Here is a 17520-nt window from a genome sequence, read left to right on the forward strand (position 1 = left end):
GCGGCTCCTCGGGAGCCTTCGGCCGGGCGGGAGCCGACGCCGGGGCGGCCGGGGCCGCGTCGCGCGGGGCGCTCCGTACGCCGAGGCCGGCCGCGCCCAGCAGCAGCACACCGAGCATCATGAACGGCGCGCCCGTGCCCGCGACCCCGGCGACGAGCCCGGCGGACGCGGGGGCGGCGACCTGCCCGAGGCGGTTGCCGGTGAGCCTGAGCGCGAGGGCGGTCGAGCGGGCCTCGGCGGGCGCCGCCCGGACGACGGTCGTCATCGACAGCGGCTGGCCGACGCCGAGACAGAAACCGAGCGCCGCGAGCATCAGCGCCAGTCCCCACACCGGCACGGGCAGCGCGATCCCCGCGCACAGCAGCCCGCCGAGCAGGCAGGACGCGGTGAGCAGGACCGTGCGGCCCACCCGCTGGATCATCGGTGTCATCACCAGCCGGCAGGCGATCGCGGCGGCGGCGCGCAGACTCAGCAGCAGACCGATCGTGGCCGGGGAGATGCCCCGGTCCTCGCCGATGACGGGGAGGTACGCGGTGAGGATGTCCGTCGCCGAGAGCACGGCGAGGCTGACGAGGATGCCGCTGGGGACACCGCGGCTGCGCAGGATGCGCCGTACCGGCACCTTGCCGGACTCGGCCCGCCGGGTCTTGCGGCTCCCGCGTTCGGCCCTGCCCCGCGGCGGGTTCGCCGTGCGGGCGGTCTGCGGTGGCTCCAGCCGCCGCAGCCAGAGGAGGGAGACCGCCGCGACCCCGGCCGAGACGACCAGGGCCAGCGCGCTCGTCCGTCCCATCGCGCCGTCCTGGCCGGAGACCAGCAGTCCGGCGGCGACCGGCCCGACGAGCTGGCCGAGCGAGGCGCCGATGGTGAAGTGGCCGAAGTTGCGGTCCTGGTCGGCCGGCGCGCTGCGGCGGGCGACGATGGACTGCGCGCCGATGACGAAGCAGAGATGGCCGAGGCCCATCACCCCGCTCCAGGCGGCGAGCGCGGCCAGTGAGCCCGCCGTACCGCTGAGGCCGCAGCCCAGGCCGATGAGCGCGGCGCCGACGGCCAGGAGGGGGACGCACCGCCCCCGGTCGGTCCTGCGCCCGAGGGGTACGGCGGCGAACAGCGGCAGCAGCGCGTACACACCCGCGATGACGCCGACCGCGCGCTCGTCGGCGCCGAGTGCGAGGGCCCGGTAGGAGACGGCCGGCCGCGCCATCGACACCGCCGCCTGGGAGAAGGCGAAGGCGATGACGAGACGCAGCAGCCAGCGCCGGTCCCCCGCCGCCATCAGATGGTGCCGAAGAGGATCGCGGCGGCGAGCACGACGAGCGAGGTGAGTACGGCCCACTTGACGGTGAACCTGGTGTGGTCGCCGAATTCGACCTTGGCCATGCCGACGAGGACGTAGACGGCGGGGACGAGCGGGCTCGACATGTGCAGCGGCTGGCCGACGATCGAGGCGCGGGCCACCTCCAGCGGGGAGACACCGTGCGCGGCGCCCGCCTCGGCGAGGACGGGCAGGACGCCGAAGTAGAAGCCGTCGTTCGACATGAAGTAGGTGAGGGGCAGGCTCAGCAGCCCGGTGACGAGTCCCATCTGCGGGCCCATGCCCTCGGGGACGGCGCCCACCAGCCAGTCAGCCATGTGTTCGACCATACCGGTGCCGGTCAGGACGCCGGTGAAGACGGCCGCCGCGAAGACCATGCCGGAGACGTTCAGCACGTTGTCGGCGTGGGCGGCGATCCGGGCCCGCTGGTCGGCCATGGTGGGGAAGTTGACGGTGAGGGCGAGTGCGGCGCCGAGCAGGAAGAGGACCGGGATGGGCATGAGCTCCATGATCATCGCGGTGAGCAGGACGAGGGTGAGTCCCGCGTTGAACCAGTAGAGACGGGGGCGCAGCGTCGGACGGTCGGGGTCCAGACCCTTGAACTCGTCACCGTCCGCGGGCTCCTGGGTGCCGGGGTCCTTGTCCGGGGACGGACCGGTACCGGCCGCGTCCGAGGCGCCGCCGCCCGTCCGGGTCCGCCCGGCTCCCGTGCCCGCGCCGCCGCTACCGCCGCCTGTCCGCGCCAGAACCGTCTCGGCGACCGGTTCGGTGACCGGTTCGGTGGCCTTCTCGCCGGCCGGCTCCAGCACCTCGTCCAGGGTGAGCGTGCCGAGCCGCTTGCGCTCGCGGAGCCCGAGGACGTACGAGAGCACGAAGACGGCGAGCAGTCCGACGGCGAGGGCGGGGATCATCGGGACGAAGATGTCCGTGGCGTCGACCTTCAGCGCGGTGGCCGCCCGGGCCGTGGGCCCGCCCCAGGGAAGGGTGTTCATGACGCCGTTCGCCGTGGCGGCGACACCGGTCAGCACGACCAGGCTCATCTTCAGCCGCTTGTAGAGCGGGTACATGGCCGAGACGGTGATCATGAAGGTGGTCGAGCCGTCGCCGTCGAGCGAGACGATCGCGGCGAGCAGGGCCGTACCGACCACGATGCGCATCGGATCGGCCCGGCAGAAGCGCAGGATGCCCCGCACGATCGGGTCGAAGAGGCCGACGTCGATCATCACGCCGAAGTAGACGATGGCGAACATCAGCATCGCCGCGGTCGGCGCCAGGTCGCCGACCCCCTCGATGACGTAGTCGCCGAGCTTCGCGCCCTGGCCGACCAGGACACAGAAGAGCGCGGGGATCAGTACGAGCGCCGCGATCGGCGACATCTTCTTCGTCATGATGAGCACCAGGAAGGTGGCGATCATGACGAATCCGAGGATTGTCAGCATTGGAGGTACCTCACGTTCACCCTTGAACTCCCACCCGGGTCGGCGGTGCGGATGACGTTAGGTGCCGTTTCCTCGCGTTAACAAGGTGTTGACGTGCGAGCAATACGCGCAAAACCCCAGGTCACGCGGGGGGTGCCGGTCGGTGCTGGTCAGGCGGGCGCAAGCTCGACGGGAAAGCCGTTGAGGACGGACGTCCCGGACAGCGGGTCGCGCCGGCTCCCGTCGAGCAGCTGGTTGACGTTGACGCCCGGCCGCGCGTGGGCCACCGCCATCCGGGTGCCGGGACGGTCGTGACCCCAGCCGTGCGGCACGCTCACGACCCCGGTCCGGACCGTGTCGGTGATCTCCACCGGGATCGTGATCTCGCCCGCCTCGGTGCTCACGCGCGCCGCCGCGCCGTCGGCGAGACCGAGCCGTTCGGCGTCCTCGGGATGGACCTGGACCGTGCAGCGGTTCGAACCGCCGTTGAGCGTCGGCACGTTGTGCATCCAGCTGTTGTTGGAGCGCAGATGGCGGCGCCCGACGAGCACCAGCGACGCGGGCCGCCGCGCGAGCGCGCCGCGCAGCCGGGGCAGATCGGCGGCGATCGGCGCGGGGAGGAGTTCGACGCGCCCGCTGCGGGTCTTGAGCAGTCCGGGGAGCCGGGGCTTGAGCGGTCCGAGGTCGACACCGTGCGGCCGGTCGATGAGCCGGTCGAGGGTGAGCCCCGCCGGGTCGGCGCCGAAGCCGTCGCCGTACGGGCCCAGGCGCAGCATCAGGTCGAGCCGCCGCTGGGGTCCGCCGGTGTGGGTGATCTCCGCGGCGAGTTCCTTGGCGTCGCGTCCGTGCACGGGTGACAGCGGGTCGGCGACGGCCTTCGTGAGGGTGCGGTCGATGACCTGGTCGTCGACGGCCGACGGGTCCGCCCCGTGCCGCCCGCCCACGGCGAGCACCAGCCGCGCCAGGATCTCGCACTCGTCCATCAGCCCGGCTGCCAGGGGGACGGCGGGCGGGCTGTAGCGGGCCTGGTCGCGCACGGCGAAGCCGTTGAAGGAGAAGTCGAAGTGGGCGCTCTGGGAGGGCGGCGGCGGGGGCAGTACGACATCGGCGTGGCGCGAGGTCTCGTTCAGGTACGGGTCGACGCTGACCATGAAGTCCAGGCCGTCCAGCGCCCGGTCGAGGCGGTTGCCGTCGGGCGCGGAGAGCACGGGATTGGCCGCGAGGGCGATCACGGCGCGGATCCGCCCCTCCCCCGGTGTCTCGATCTCCTCGGCGAGAGCGGCGAGGGGCAGTTCGCCCTTGGCCTCGGGGTGGCCGCCGACCCTGCTGGCCCAGCGGCCGAGCGCGAACCCCTTGCCGGGGCCGGCCGGGCGGGGTGCGCGGCCGGTGGCGGAGAGCGGGAAGAGGGCGCCGCCCGGCCGGTCGAGATTGCCGGTCAGGACGTTGAGGACGTCGATGAGCCAGCTGGCGAGCGTGCCGTACTCCACGGTGCAGCTTCCGATGCGCCCGTAGACGGCGGCGGCGGGCGCGGCGGCGAGTTCGCGCGCGAGGGTACGGATCTCGCCGGCGTCCAGGTCGCAGGCCGGCGCGACGGCTTCGGGGGTGAAGTCCGCCATCGCCGCCCGCAGTTCGTCCAGCCCTTCGAGGTGGTCGCTGAGCGCCCCGGGGTCGGTGAGCCGTTCGGCGAACAGGACGTGGACGAGGGCGGCGAGAAGGAGGGCGTCGGCGCCCGGCCGGATGGCGAGGTGCCGGTCGGCGATCTTCGCGGTGCGGGTACGGCGCGGGTCGACGACCGTGAGGGTGCCGCCGCGCCGGCGCAGGGCCTTGAGCTTGCCGGGGAAGTCGGGCGCGGTGCAGAGACTGCCGTTGGAGTCCAGCGGGTTGGCGCCCAGGAGCAGCAGATGGCCGGTGCGGTCCAGGTCGGGTACGGGGATCGCGAGGGCGTCACCGAAGAGCAGACCGCTCGACACGTGCTTGGGCATCTGGTCGAGGGTGGAGGCGGTGAAGAGGTTGCGGGTGCGCAGCACGCCCAGCAGGACGGGCGGGTAGAGGGCGCCGGCCATCGTGTGGACGTTGGGGTTGCCGAGGACGACGCCGACGGACTGCGGTCCGTGCTCCTCCGCGATCGCGGGCAGCCGGGCGGCGACGAGGTCGAACGCCTCGTCCCAGCTCGCCTCCCGCAGCTCGCCGTCCACCCGGATCAGGGGGGTCCTCAGCCGGTCGGGGTCTGCGTCCAGCTCTCCGAAGGAGGCCCCCTTGGGGCAGATGAAGCCCTTGCTGAACACGTCGTCGCGGTCGCCGCGCGCTCCGGTGACCTCGGTCCCCTCGACGGTGAGGGTCAGTCCGCAGGTGGCCTCGCAGAGCGGGCAGACGCGCAGCGCGGTGCGGGCGGGGCGCGTGGGGCCGGTGGGCGGCATGGGTCCTCCAGGGGCGGGCGGCGGCGCTGGCGCGGGAGCCCTCCCGAGCATACCGACCGGTACGGATGAGGGAAGAGGCCCGTCCGCCGGGCCTCTTGGGCCCGTCCGGCGATCGGGGACGCACCGGCGGCCGGGGCCGCGGGGCCGGGCGGCCCCGGCCGGGCGCCGTCAGTCCAGCGTCCGTGCCAGATACGCGCGGACCAGCTCCCGCGTCTCGGCGATGACGTCCGGATCGCCCGACGCGTGCCTGCGGAAGGCCAGTCGGAACAGCGCGTCCGCCGCCTCGACGGCGACCAGGACCATCCGGCCGAGCGCCGCGTCCGGCACGCGGCGCAGATGCGCGGCGAGCAGGGCGGTGAGGCGGTCCGCGACCCGGTGGTTGGGGTCGGGGGCAGGCTCGGCGGCGGTTGTCCGCTCCGGGGCGGGATCCGGCGCGCCCGCCGGGATCCTGGTGCCGAAGTCGACCGGTCCGAAGCCGGGGACCGTGCGCTTCATGGCGAGGTACTCGTCCAGCACCGCGTCGATGGCGGACCGTCAGTCGGCGGCCGGGATCGCGGCGAGGCCGTGTTTCAAAAGTAGCGCCGTCCGCCCGTAGGGGGGGCTCGCGGCGTCTGGTGCGTGCGATCGCAAGGCGGAGGATCGTGCTTGTGGATGGACCGGCCGTACTCGGACGACTCCGACAACGCGGCGAGCGTGCGTGCCAGACGCCGTGAGCCGGGCGGGACTTCCGAAACACGGCCCAGCCGCCGCTCGACCCGCTCGACGTAGCTGTCCAGGTTGCGACGGGCGAGCGCGTCGGCCATGTCGCGCTTGTTGCCGAAGAAGCGGTAGACCGAGCCGATGGGCACCCCGGCCCGGCCGGCGACCGCGCGGGTGGACAGCTCCTCGTAGCCGGTCTCGTCCAGCAGTTCGGCGCAGGCGTCCAGGATCCGGGCGAGCCGCGCCGCGCTGCGCCGCTGCACGGGGGGTCTGCGGAGGCCGTCATGGGTGTCGGCACCGGCTCCGTGCATGTCGCTGGCCCACCCTTCGGCGAGATGTCTGGCGCTCGCGGCCCTCCGAGCTCCCGCGCTCGGGCCCGCACTTCGAGACGCGGGGGACCGTCCTTCTGTCCGTACCCGCTCCGGCCGGTCTCCGCGGGGATCCCTTTGCGCCAACGGGACGCGCCCCCGTTGACGCGTCGCCCCTGGAATCCTACGGTTGAGCATAGGATTCGAGAACCGGGCAGGACAGCGAGACGACGGGGAGCGACGATGAGCGGCATCGAGCGGGCGCGGAAGAGGGCCGACGGGCTGGAGTACGTCACCGGTTTCGGCAACGAGCACGGCTCGGAGGCCGTACGGGGCGCGCTGCCCGTGGGACGCAACTCACCGCAGAGAGCCCCGCTCGGCCTGTACGCGGAGCAGTTGAGCGGCAGCGCCTTCACCGAGCCCCGCGCGCACAACCGCCGCTCCTGGCTCTACCGCATCCGCCCGTCGGCGGCGCACCCGCCGTTCACCCGGACCGGCAACGGCGCCCTGCGCGGCGCGCCGTTCACCGAGTCGGTGCCCGACCCCAACCGGCTCCGGTGGAACCCGCTGCCGGATCCCGCGCCCGGCACGGACTTCCTGGCCGGCCTGTGGACACTCGGCGGCAACGGCGACGCCGCGCGGCGCGAGGGCATGGCCGTGCACCTGTACCACGCCAACTCCCCCATGACCGACCGGGTGTTCAGCGACTCCGACGGCGAGCTGCTCATCGTCCCCGAGCACGGCGGGCTGCTGATCGTCACGGAGTTCGGTCTCCTCGCCGCCCGGCCCGGCCATGTCGCGCTGATCCCGCGCGGTGTGCGCTTCCGCGTCGAGTTGCTCGACGAGACGGCGCGCGGCTACGTCTGCGAGAACTACGGCCGCCCCTTCGTCCTTCCCGACCTCGGCCCGATCGGCGCCAACGGCCTGGCGAACGCACGGGATTTCCTGGCCCCCGTCGCCGCGTACGAGGACGTCGAGCGCCCGACGGAGGTGGTCAACAAGTTCTGCGGGAATCTGTGGACCGCCACGTACGACCACTCCCCGCTCGATGTCGTGGCCTGGCACGGCAACCATCTGCCGTACGTCTACGACCTGCGCCGCTTCAATGTCATCGGCACCATCAGCTACGACCACCCCGATCCGTCGATCTTCACGGTGCTCACCTCGCCGTCCGACACCCCCGGACTGGCGGGGGTCGACTTCGTCGTCTTCGCGCCGCGCTGGCTGGTCGGTGAGAACACCTTCCGGCCGCCGTACTTCCACCGCAACGTGATGAGCGAGTACATGGGGCTGATCGAGGGGGCGTACGACGCCAAGGCGGAAGGCTTCGTCCCCGGCGGCGGTTCGCTGCACAACATGATGTCGGCGCACGGGCCCGACCGGGAGACCTTCGAACGGGCGAGCGCCGCCGAGCTGAGGCCGCAGCGGATCGACGACGGGCTGGCGTTCATGTTCGAGACGCGCTGGCCGGTGACCGCCACCGCCCAGGCGGCGACGGCCGGACACCTCCAGACGGGTTACGACGACGTGTGGCAGGGTCTGGAGCGCCACTTCACGCCGGCGTCGGGGCCCACACCGGAGCCGGCCCCGGCCGACAGACCCTGATCCGGTCCGACCCGCCCGATTCGGAGCCCGCCGTGACCGCATTCGCACCCGATTCGCTGGTCCTCAACCGCAAGCTGCCGCTCTGGTACCAGGTCTCGCAGTCGCTGCGCGCGTCCATACTCGGCCGGCGCCCGCACGACCCGCTGCGTCTTCCCACGGAGGAGCAGCTGGCCGGGCATTACGGCGTGAGCGTGCTGACGATGCGTCAGGCCCTCAAGGAGCTGGAGCAGGAGGGTCTGATCAGCAGGCACCGGCGGCGTGGCACGTTCATCGAGCCGGGCGCGCGGCGCGGGGCGCCCCGCCGGCTGCTCGGCTCCATCGACGCGGTCGTGGCGCAGCAGTCGGGCGAGCGGACGACGGTGACCGGCCACGGCCGGGCGCCGGTGCCGGGCGAGCTGGCCGAGTACTTCCCGGGCGTCGGGGAGGTGGCCCTCTACCGGCGGCTGCGCCGCGACGGCGAGAGCGGTGAGCCGACCAACTGGGCCGAGAACGCGCTGCGTACGGAGATCGCGGACCGTCTCGATCCGGCGGATCTGGAGCGCTGGCCGATGACCAAGGTGCTGCGTGACGTGCTGGGGGTGCGGATCAGCCGGATCACCGACACGGTCGAGGCCACGCTCGCCGACCCTGCCACGGCGGATCTGCTCCAGGTGCCGCTGCTCAGCCCGATCCTGCACTACACGGGTGTCACGTACGACGCGGACGGCCAGGTCGTGGACGTGGCCAGGATCCGTTACCGGGGCGACCGGTTCTCGTTCTCGGTCACGATGGAGACGGACTGACACGACGGACCGACTCGACGGACCGACTCGACGGACGGCCGCGGACCGGACGACCACGAACCGGGGCGGGCGGCCGCGGACCGGACGGACGCCGGCGGGGAGGCGGCCCGGCGGACCCGGTCGGTACGCTCCTCACGACGGCACGCGACGGACCCGGGGAGGGGGTGCCCGTATGACGGCTCCGCTGCTGAGCGACCTCATGCCCTGGTCGGCGCCGCCGCTGCGGCTCGGCCGCGGCTGGATCCTCGCTCCCGACGCCGCCTCGCTCACCGCGCGCTGGAACGCGCTGATACGGGCCACCGGGGCCGAGCGAACGGCGCTGTTCCGGCCGACCAGGTCCCGTACGCCGCGGAGCGCGGTCACCGCGCTGCCGGGACAGCTCACCGGCACGGGAAGGTTCGCACGGGAGTCAGGACGGTGCCCGGCGCCGCTGCGGGTGGGGCACGGCCCGTTCGACGAGCGCTATCTGATCCCCGACCACCGGCTGATCGACGCGGCCAGGCCGGAGCTGTGGCGGGTCGCGGACGAGCGTCAGCTCTTCGCCGTGGAGCAGGGGTTCGTCCCCGGCGCCGCCGGTCCCGCGCTGCTCGTGAGCGCCCTGCTGCCGGACGGCCGCTCCCCCGCCGGACGCCCCGGCCGCATCCGGCCGCTCTTCCGCAGGCCGGGCGGCGCCGAACCCAATCTGACGCCCGGACTGACCGGGACGCTGGCCGCGCGCCTCGGACAGGAGGTCACCGCACGCCAGTTGCTCGACTGGGCACTCGCGGCGGCCCGGCCCTCGCCGCGCGGCTGTGTGGTGCCGCTGACCGCCGATCCGGACCTGTGGGCGACCGGGGTGGCGCTGGGCGCCCGGCTGGCCGAGGTGCAGCTGCGCGGCGCGCACGGCGGGGAGCGCCCCCGGCTGCCGGGCGGGCGGCGCCCGTACGTCCGCGCCGCCGTCCCCGCCAGGCCCACGACGCTCTCGTACGACTCCGAGGACGAGACGCTCCACATCGGTGACGGCCGGATCTCCCCCGTGCCGGTGGAGGCGTGGGACTACCAGGTCGGTGGCGTCCGGATGATCGAGCTGTGGTTCGAGCGGCGCGCGGAGCCGGCGGAGCCGGGCACCCTGGAGGCGATCGGCCCCGGTGCCTGGCCGCAGGAGTGGACGTCGGAGCTGCTGGAGCTGATCACCGTGCTCGCGCTGCTCGCCGGACTGCGCCCGCTCCAGAAGGAGTTGGGCGCGGCGCTGGACCAGGGGCCGGTGATCGGGACGGACGAGCTGCGGGCCGCCGGTGTGCTGCCGGTGCCCGACGCGGCCCGGCGGCCCGCGTCGGTGCTCGACCACCACGAGGAAGGCCCGGAGGGTCAGTTCGCCCTGATCTGAGCTGTGCTGACGGGTCGTCGGGCGCGGCGGACCGTCAGCCGGGGTCGAACGAGTCCAGCACCCTGCTCAGCGCCCGGTCGAAGACGGCCTCCAAGTCGATCGGCCCCGAGTCCTCCATGAACGCAGCCGCCAGCCGGGGGTAGTCCCCCGAGGCGATCTGCTTCTGCAGATACGCCGTCCGGATCTCGTGCTCCCGCTCGACCGACCAGGGCAGTGAGCGGGTGCGCTCGGCGACCTGGATCTCGTTGGCGACATAGGTGGTGACGACGCCGTTCACCATGGCCACCAGCTCCATCTTCTGGCCGTACCGCAGATCGAGCGGGTCCAGGGACCACAGGCTGAATTCGAGGAACTTCATCGAGTTCGGACTGAAGCCGTAGGCCGACGACATGAGACGCGACATCCACGGATGGCGCCGCATGATCGCCCGCGCGCTCCGGGCCAGACCGGTCAGATCGGCCCGCCAGTCGCCGGTGGGCCGCTCGGGCAGGTCGTGCTCCTCGGCGACCAGGTCGACCATCAGCTCGTACAGGTCCTCCTTGCGCGGCACGTAGTTGTACAGCGACATCGTGCCGCAGCCCAGCTCCCCCGCGACCCGGCGCATGGAGACGCCGTCGAGGCCGTCGGCGTCCGCGATCCGTACGGCGACGGCCGCGATCTCGGCGCGGGTGTACGCGGGCCTGGGGCCACGGGCGGCGCGCTCGGGACGCGACCAGATCACTTCGGGTTCAGCAGGTCGCCCCGCCATCGGTCATCACCTCGCCTGCCATTCTCTCCCAGACCCGAGTTACGTACAGCGTACGTAGTGAGGTACGGTGAGCCGTATGAATACTACGTACGCCGTACTTAGTGAAGGTCTGGAGAAGCGCTTCGGCGAGGTCCACGCGCTGCGCGGCCTGGATCTCGCCGTCGCCCCGGGCACGGTCTGCGGGGTGCTCGGGCCCAACGGCGCGGGCAAGACCACGGCCGTCCGCGTCCTCACCACGCTCACCTCTCCCGACGCCGGATCCGCCTCCGTCGCAGGGCACAACATCGCGAAGGAGGCGGCGGCGGTCCGCGCGGCGATCGGTGTCGCCGGCCAGTACGCCTCCGTCGACAGCGAGTTGACGGGCCGGGAGAACCTCCGGCTCTTCGCGAAACTGCTCCGCCTGAGGGGAGCGGCGGGCCGGGCCCGCGCGGACGAACTGCTGGAGCGCTTCGAACTCGACCAGGCGGCCGACCGGGCCGCCCGCACCTACTCGGGCGGCATGCGCCGCCGCCTCGACCTGGCGTCCAGCCTGCTCACCCGTCCCCGGGTGCTCTTCCTGGACGAGCCGACCACCGGACTCGACCCGCGCAGCCGCGGCCAGATCTGGACCGCCGTGCGCGAACTGGCCGACGAGGGCACGACCGTCCTGCTGACCACCCAGTACCTGGAGGAGGCCGACCGGCTGGCCGACGACATCGTGCTGATCGACCACGGCCGGGCTGCGCACAGCGGCACGCCCGCCGCGCTCAAGTCCCGGATCGGGGCGTACGCGGAAGTGGTCGTCGCCGAGGACGCCGATGAGGCGGTGCTCGTCGCCGCCGCGGGCGTGCTGGACCAGCTGACCGGCGCCGAGCCGGTGATCGACCGGACGCGCCGGGCGGTGGGCGCCGTGGCGGGCGACGGCACGCTCACCCTCCCCAGGATCGTCCGCGAACTGGACGCGGCAGGGGTGCCGGTGGTCGACGCGAGCCTGCGCCCGCCGACGCTGGACGAGGTGTTCCTGCGGCTGACCGGCGGCACACCCGCTCCCCGTACCGCCACCGGAAGGAGCGCCGCGTGAGCGCCGTCGCCTACGACAGCACGGCCGTCCTCGGCCGCCATCTCCAGCGCATCAGGCACTCCCCCGGCGTGGTGATCCTCACCCAGACCATGCCGATCACGATGCTGCTGTTCTTCGGATACGTCTTCGGCAGCGCGCTCGCGACGCCGGGCCAGGAGTACCGGGCCTACCTGGTGCCGGGGCTGCTGGCGGCGACGGCGGCCGGCGGCATCATGACCGGCATGTTCCAGTCGGCCCAGGACGCGCAGCGCGGCGTGATGGACCGCTTCCGCACCATGCCGATGAGCCGGGTCGCCGTACCGCTGGGCCAGACCGCGGCCGATGTGCTCACCACGGCGATCGGCATCGTGCCGCTGGCGCTCGTGGGGGTCGCGGTGGGCTGGCGGATCGAGAGCGGGGTGCCGGGCGCGCTCGGGGCCTTCGGTCTGCTGCTGCTCTTCCGCTTCGCGACCACCTGGGTCGGCGCGTATCTCGGTCTGCTCATCCGCAACGAGGAGATCGCGGGTCAGCTGGGCAGCGTCACCTTCGTGCTGCCGCTGCTCTCCAACGCGTACATTCCCACGGAGGGTCTGCCGGGCTGGCTCCGCGTGGTCGCGGAGTGGAATCCGATCAGCGCGGTCGCGGCGGCCGTACGCGAGCTGTGCGGCAACGCGCCGGGGAACGCGCCGGGGAACGCGGACGCGGCCTGGCCGCTGGCGAACCCGGTGGCGGGCGCGCTGCTGTGGGGACTGGTGCTCCTGGCGGTGTTCGTACCGCTGACGGTGCGCAGGTACACGAGCAGCGGCGCGTAGGCGCCGGCTCCCTGCCGTCGTGCCACCGCCCCTTCCGCTGCCGCCTGTTCACCTTGCCGGGTGGTGAGACGGCGGCACCGCCGGGGCGGTCCCGGCGCTCGGCGAACACACCGACGCACCGCCGCCGGCCCCGGGAGTGACGGGCGAGCGGAGAGCGGCGCTGCGTCGGGACGGTGTGGTCGTCCGAGCGCTGTCCGGGGGTCGGCGACCGCCGACCGGATGGGTCAGTGGCGGCTGCCGAAGAGGGACCGTCGCAGCCGCCTCAGCGGTGCGAACAGGGAGACGCGCGCGCTCTTGCTCCTGCGGGTCCGTACCTCGTCCCGCGAGGTCAACTCCCGCATCAGGCTCGTCGCTTCGGCCGCCTCGCGCTGCGGGACGGCGGGGCCGCCGAGCACCGAGAGATGGCGGTCGAGCCGTGAACTGGTCGCGCTGCTCCCACATGTGATGGCAGGTACTCGGGCCCTGCTCTGCATTGTTATCTGATCCATGTCACTCCCCACCCGTACGAGGGCACCCGGCTCGGGCAGGTTAACCCTATCGCCCCCATGGGACACACGTGTATCCCGCCTCAAGGATTGACAGCACCCGTTGGTGGGTGGCAGTGCGCCCGTTGAATCCATTGCATTCCAGGGCGAGTTGGACAACCGACCGCCGGGCAGTTCGATGAGGTCGAACGTCGATTCCGGTCCGCCGGCCCCAGGTGGGCGGGCGGACCGGTACCGGCCCGGCGGTCAGTTCGTACGATCCGCGATTGGGTCAGACGGCCGAAGAGAAGGCCGGCAGATAACCACCCGACTGGCCCTGGGCGGTGGGGTGGTAGGACTCACCGAGGTTCGGCACGCTCACGCTGTGCAGCCAGGAGTTCGACGAGCAGATCTCATGGCCGGTGAAGGGGCCGGTGACGTCCGCGTAGCGGTAGCCGTGGTCGGCGGCGCGCTTGGCGAGCAGGGAGTTGAGATGGTCGGCGGCCCCGTTGATGGCGCTCCGCTCGGTCTCGGTCAGGCCCACCACGCACGATCCGTTGAGCTGGTAGAAGCGCGGGTAGCCGATGACGACGACCTGTGCGGCCGGCGCCTTGGCGCTGATCGCGTTGTACACGGAGTCGAGCTGGCCGGGCAGCGTCGAGTCGACGTAGGCGCGTGCCGTGTTCACCCGTGAGACACAGCTGGCCTCGGACTGCAGGACACAGGTGAGCATGACGTCGGCGAAGCCGGCGTCGTTGCCGCCGACGGTGATGCTGACGAGGTCGGTCCCGGAGTTGACGGGGCCGAGCTGACTGCCGGTCACATCACCCGTACGAGCGCCCGAGCAAGCGGTGAAGGCGAACGACGAGGGTGAGTTGGCGTTGGCCCAGAGCTGCGGGTAGGCCACGCTGCTGCGCTTGCAGGAGCCGCTGTCGCCGTAGGAACCGGCTCCGAGACCGGACGAGTAGGAGTCACCGAGGGCGACGTAGTCGAGCGCGGCGGACTCGTCGGCCTGGGCCGTGCTCGCGCCGGTGAGCGTGAGGACGGCGCCGAGCAGGAGGGACGACGAGAGCGCGGCGAATCTGGACAGCTTCATGTGGGGGGTCCTCCAGGTAGGCGGGATCTCTGCCTCAACGTTCGTACCAGGCACGGGACTTCACAGGAAGTGTCCATGCCAAGTAGATCCGGTGAAACTTGCAGATGGACGCGCGTATACCGCTCGAACTGGCCGGAACGGGCGCGCGCCCGATAACGGATTGAGTAAATCCGAACAGGGAGGTTCCGGAAACCACCGGTCGAAGTACGGCCAAATAGCAAATAGGCGCGGTCATGTCGCAGCCCTTGCCATACAGTCGTAAGTGTCAATACCTTCTGACATTCACCCGCAACGGCCCGTCGAGCAGAACGACTTCAGGGGAGGGCTCGGACGTCGCGACGGCTCCCGGTGCGGGGCGCGGTAGGGGGTGCCGCGCGACGCACGACCTGTCTCACCCGACAGGCCGGAGAACAAGGCTGTCACGTACAGGGTGAGAACCCCCTTTTCGAACCGGCACATCATTCCGGACCGCCCGGGGGCGGGCGGTCCACCGGTGGAGAGGGAACAGATCCGTGAGCTCATTCCCGCGCCCGGCGGTTCCGGGCGAAGACCCGTTGGCCATGCCGTTTTCCGGCGGCGTCCTCGACGGTGAGCCGCTCGGCGGCGAACTGGACGAACTCGGAGAACTGCTCGACCAGGACCTGCTCGGCCACGACTCGATCGACCGCTTACCCGGCCGCTACCGGCCGGTCTCCTCGTATCTCGCGATCGCGCCGCCGGTGAGCGTGGTGATCCCGGCGATGAACGAGGCGGAGAACCTTCCGTACGTCTTCAAGACACTGCCCGACTGGATCCATGAAGTCGTCCTCGTGGACGGCAACTCCACCGACGCCACGGTCCGTGTCGCACGGGAGCTGTGGCCGGACGTCAAGGTCGTCCAACAACTCGGCAGGGGCAAGGGCGACGCTCTGATCAGCGGGTTCGCCGCCTGCACCGGCGACATCATCGTGATGGTCGACGCGGACGGGTCGGCCGACGGTCACGAGATCGTCAGCTATGTGTCGGCCCTCGTCTCGGGCGCCGACTTCGCCAAGGGCTCGCGGTTCGCCAACGGCGGCGGTACGGATGACATGACCCTGATCCGCAAGCTGGGCAACCATGTGCTCTGCTCGGTCGTGAACGCCAAGTTCGGCGCCCGCTACACCGACCTCTGCTACGGCTACAACGCCTTCTGGCGGCACTGCCTGGACCGGATCACGCTCGACTGCACCGGGTTCGAGGTCGAGACGCTGATGAACATCCGCGTCGTCAAGGCCGGTCTGAAGGTGCAGGAGATCCCGAGCCACGAGTACGACCGGATCCACGGCGTGAGCAATCTGCGGGCCGTGCGCGACGGACTGCGGGTCCTGAGGGTCATCCTGAAGGAGAAGGGCGTCCCGAGAGCGGCCCGGCGCCGGCCGCGCGCCGTCAGACCGGCGCCGCCGCGCCCGCTCGCCGTCCGGACGGGGCTTCCCGGCGCCGCCGTGGGGCGGGGACTCGGGCCGGGAGCCGGGCGGGGAGAGATCTCGTGATCGACCGTCATCTCCACCGCTCGTTCTCGGTGGTCATCTGCGTGTACACGCAGGAGCGCTGGGAGGACATCCTCGCCGCCGTCGACTCCGTACGGAGGCAGTCGATGCCCGCCACGGAGACGCTGCTCGTCGTCGACCACGACGAGGCGCTGCGGATGCGGCTGCGCGCCCGGTACGACTCCTCGTCACCGGCGGACGGCGGGGAGGTGCGGGTGCTCGCCAACGCCGGCCCCCGCGGGCTGTCCGCCGGCCGCAACACCGGAATCGCCGCGGCCCGCGGCGACTTCGTGGCGTTCCTGGACGACGACGCGGTCGCCGAGCGCGACTGGCTGCGGTACCTCGCGGCGGGGTACGCCGATCCCCGGGTGATGGCGGTCGGCGGCAGGACGCTGCCCGCCTGGTCCTCGGGAGGCCGGCCGGCCTGGTTCCCCGAGGAGTTCGACTGGATCGTCGGCTGTACGTACCGGGGGCTGCCGCCGGGCAAGGTGCGGGTCCGCAACGTCCTCGGCGGCAACGCCTCTTTCCGCCGTACCGCGTTCGACTCCGCCGGCGGCTTCGCCACCGGCATCGGGCGGGACGGCGACAGACGCCCGCTGGGCTGCGAGGAGACGGAGCTGTGCATCAGGCTCAGCAGGGCGCTGCCGCACGCCGTGCTGCTGATCGACGACCGCGCGGTGATCCACCACAAGGTCCCCCCGGCGCGTGCGCGGTTCGGGTACTTCCGCGAACGCGCCTACGCCGAGGGCCTCTCGAAGGCGCTGGTCGCGCGAAGTGTCGGCGCGGGCAAGGGACTTGAGTCCGAACGGCGCTACACCACGCGGGTCCTGCCCGCCGGGGTGGCGCGCGGGCTGCGCGACGCGGTGCGCGGGCCCGGACGTGGCAGGGGCGGTGCGGGGCGGGCCGGGGCGATCGTGGCCGGCGTGCTGACGACGGCGACCGGGTATCTCGTGGGCACCGCCCGCGCGCGCCGGGGGCCGGTCCCGTTCTCGTCCGGCCCGATCACACCGGCGGCGCCGGCTGGCGCGGTGCCGCCGGTCCCGGCGCCGGCCCGGGAGAGCCCGCGGGGAGCCGTCGTATGAGCACGGGCACGGGCGACGGCGCGCCGCCACGGACCGGACCGGGTGCCGAGCGGCCCGTACCGATCCTGATGTACCACGCCCTCGCGCACCGGCCGGCCCCGTCGGTGCGCGCCCTGTCCGTCTCGCCCGGGGCGTTCGCCGAGCAGATGGCGCTCCTCGGCGACCGGGGGTTCACCCCGCTGACGACGGCCGCTCTGGCCGCCGTCTGGCGGGGACACGGGCGGCTGCCGGCCCGGCCGGTGCTGATCACGTTCGACGACGGGTACGAGGGGGTGCACCGGTACGGGCTGCCGGTGCTCGCCCGGCACGGCTTCGCGGCCACCCTGTTCGTCGCCACGGGGTGGCTGCGCGGCCCGTACGACGAGGGCGGCGCCCTCGACACGATGCTCGACTGGGACCAGGTGCGCGAACTGGCGTACGCGGGGGTGGAGATCGGCGGTCACAGCCACACCCATCCGCAGCTCGACCAGCTCGACGACCGGCGCCTGGGCCACGAGGCCGCGCGCTGCCGGGACATCACCGCCGCCGAACTGGGCGCCGCGCCCGCCTCGTTCGCGTACCCGTACGGCTACTCCACCCGCCGGGTACGGCGCGCGGTCCGGGCCGCCGGGTTCGAGCAGTCGCTGGCCGTGGGCAACGCGCTCGCCCACCGGGGCCAGGGCCCGTACGCCCTGAAACGGGTCACCGTGCGGCGCTCCACCGAGATCGGGGAGTTCGCGCGGCTGGTCGAAGGCCGGTCCGTCGCCCGCCTCTTCGCCGGAGACCGCGCGCTGACGAAGGCGTACGCGGTGGTCCGGGCGGTCCGGCGGACGGGGCTTGTCCTCGGTCCCCGGACGGTCTGAGACCGTCCGGGGACCGGGGCCG

Annotated in this window: 14 protein-coding genes and 2 pseudogenes; 8 read left to right on the forward strand and 8 right to left on the reverse strand. The window is 72.6% G+C overall.

The genetic code is table 11. The annotated features are described in order from the left end of the window. The 5 genes and pseudogenes from GXP76_RS17110 to GXP76_RS17130 form a co-directional block, all read right to left on the reverse strand. Positions 1-1273: MFS transporter (locus tag GXP76_RS17110; RefSeq protein WP_242572400.1), on the reverse strand; the 1273-nt coding region annotated here is incomplete at its 3' end. After that, complete coding sequence (locus GXP76_RS17115; protein WP_242572401.1) at positions 1273-2751, reverse strand: CitMHS family transporter; 1479 nt, start codon at positions 2749-2751, stop codon at positions 1273-1275. The genes GXP76_RS17110 and GXP76_RS17115, both read right to left, overlap by 1 nt. Before the next feature lie 149 nt (positions 2752-2900). Then, on the reverse strand, positions 2901-5147 hold the full coding sequence (locus GXP76_RS17120; RefSeq protein ID WP_242572402.1) for a molybdopterin oxidoreductase family protein: 2247 nt from the start codon (positions 5145-5147) through the stop codon (positions 2901-2903). A 168-nt stretch (positions 5148-5315) separates the two neighbouring features. Continuing rightward, positions 5316-5708, reverse strand: a pseudogene (locus GXP76_RS17125) (TetR/AcrR family transcriptional regulator); the annotation flags it as partial. Positions 5709-5887: 179 nt separating this feature from the next. Continuing rightward, positions 5888-6157, reverse strand: a pseudogene (locus GXP76_RS17130) (TetR/AcrR family transcriptional regulator); the annotation flags it as partial. A 240-nt stretch (positions 6158-6397) separates the two neighbouring features. Between GXP76_RS17130 and hmgA the strand changes: the two are divergent. The 3 genes from hmgA to GXP76_RS17145 all read left to right on the forward strand — a co-directional run bounded on the left by hmgA (position 6398) and on the right by GXP76_RS17145 (position 9907). Further along, the gene (hmgA, locus tag GXP76_RS17135; protein WP_242572403.1) at positions 6398-7759 is read left to right on the forward strand and encodes a homogentisate 1,2-dioxygenase; all 1362 of its coding nucleotides are present in this window, start codon (positions 6398-6400) and stop codon (positions 7757-7759) included. Between the two features lie 32 nt (positions 7760-7791). Then, positions 7792-8541 (forward strand): GntR family transcriptional regulator, encoded by a 750-nt coding sequence (locus tag GXP76_RS17140; protein ID WP_242572404.1) that lies wholly within the window; start codon positions 7792-7794, stop codon positions 8539-8541. A gap of 172 nt (positions 8542-8713) precedes the next feature. Continuing rightward, positions 8714-9907: a type ISP restriction/modification enzyme gene (locus GXP76_RS17145; RefSeq protein ID WP_242572405.1), complete on the forward strand. Its 1194-nt coding sequence runs from the start codon at positions 8714-8716 to the stop codon at positions 9905-9907. Between the two features lie 34 nt (positions 9908-9941). Here GXP76_RS17145 and GXP76_RS17150 read toward each other — a convergent pair whose 3' ends face one another. After that, entirely contained in the window at positions 9942-10655 is a 714-nt protein-coding gene (locus GXP76_RS17150; protein ID WP_242572406.1) for a TetR/AcrR family transcriptional regulator, read from the reverse strand. Positions 10656-10731: 76 nt separating this feature from the next. Between GXP76_RS17150 and GXP76_RS17155 the strand changes: the two genes are divergently transcribed. Both GXP76_RS17155 and GXP76_RS17160 read left to right on the forward strand, forming a co-directional pair. Continuing rightward, complete coding sequence (locus GXP76_RS17155; RefSeq protein WP_242572407.1) at positions 10732-11715, forward strand: ATP-binding cassette domain-containing protein; 984 nt, start codon at positions 10732-10734, stop codon at positions 11713-11715. Then, the gene (locus GXP76_RS17160) at positions 11712-12506 is read left to right on the forward strand and encodes an ABC transporter permease (RefSeq protein WP_242572408.1); all 795 of its coding nucleotides are present in this window, start codon (positions 11712-11714) and stop codon (positions 12504-12506) included. Before GXP76_RS17155 ends, GXP76_RS17160 begins: the two co-directional genes overlap by 4 nt. A 224-nt stretch (positions 12507-12730) precedes the next feature. Here GXP76_RS17160 and GXP76_RS17165 read toward each other — a convergent pair whose 3' ends face one another. After that, positions 12731-12994, reverse strand: a complete 264-nt coding sequence (locus GXP76_RS17165) for a hypothetical protein (protein WP_242572409.1) — start codon at positions 12992-12994, stop codon at positions 12731-12733. A gap of 268 nt (positions 12995-13262) precedes the next feature. After that, positions 13263-14066 (reverse strand): SGNH/GDSL hydrolase family protein, encoded by an 804-nt coding sequence (locus GXP76_RS17170; protein ID WP_242572410.1) that lies wholly within the window; start codon positions 14064-14066, stop codon positions 13263-13265. Between the two features lie 560 nt (positions 14067-14626). Between GXP76_RS17170 and GXP76_RS17175 the strand changes: the two genes are divergently transcribed. From GXP76_RS17175 to GXP76_RS17185, 3 genes are read left to right on the forward strand one after another with little or no spacing between them, the layout of a single operon-like run. Further along, entirely contained in the window at positions 14627-15577 is a 951-nt protein-coding gene (locus GXP76_RS17175; RefSeq protein ID WP_277993475.1) for a glycosyltransferase family 2 protein, read from the forward strand. Next, complete coding sequence (locus GXP76_RS17180) at positions 15574-16656, forward strand: glycosyltransferase family 2 protein (RefSeq protein WP_242572412.1); 1083 nt, start codon at positions 15574-15576, stop codon at positions 16654-16656. The genes GXP76_RS17175 and GXP76_RS17180 overlap by 4 nt, the downstream gene beginning before the upstream one ends. Continuing rightward, positions 16653-17498: a polysaccharide deacetylase family protein gene (locus tag GXP76_RS17185; protein WP_242572413.1), complete on the forward strand. Its 846-nt coding sequence runs from the start codon at positions 16653-16655 to the stop codon at positions 17496-17498. Before GXP76_RS17180 ends, GXP76_RS17185 begins: the two co-directional genes overlap by 4 nt. The last annotated feature ends 22 nt before the right edge of the window (positions 17499-17520 follow it).

The sequence above is a fragment of the Streptomyces sp. NP-1717 genome, from assembly GCF_022695985.1.
Lineage (GTDB): Bacteria > Actinomycetota > Actinomycetes > Streptomycetales > Streptomycetaceae > Streptomyces.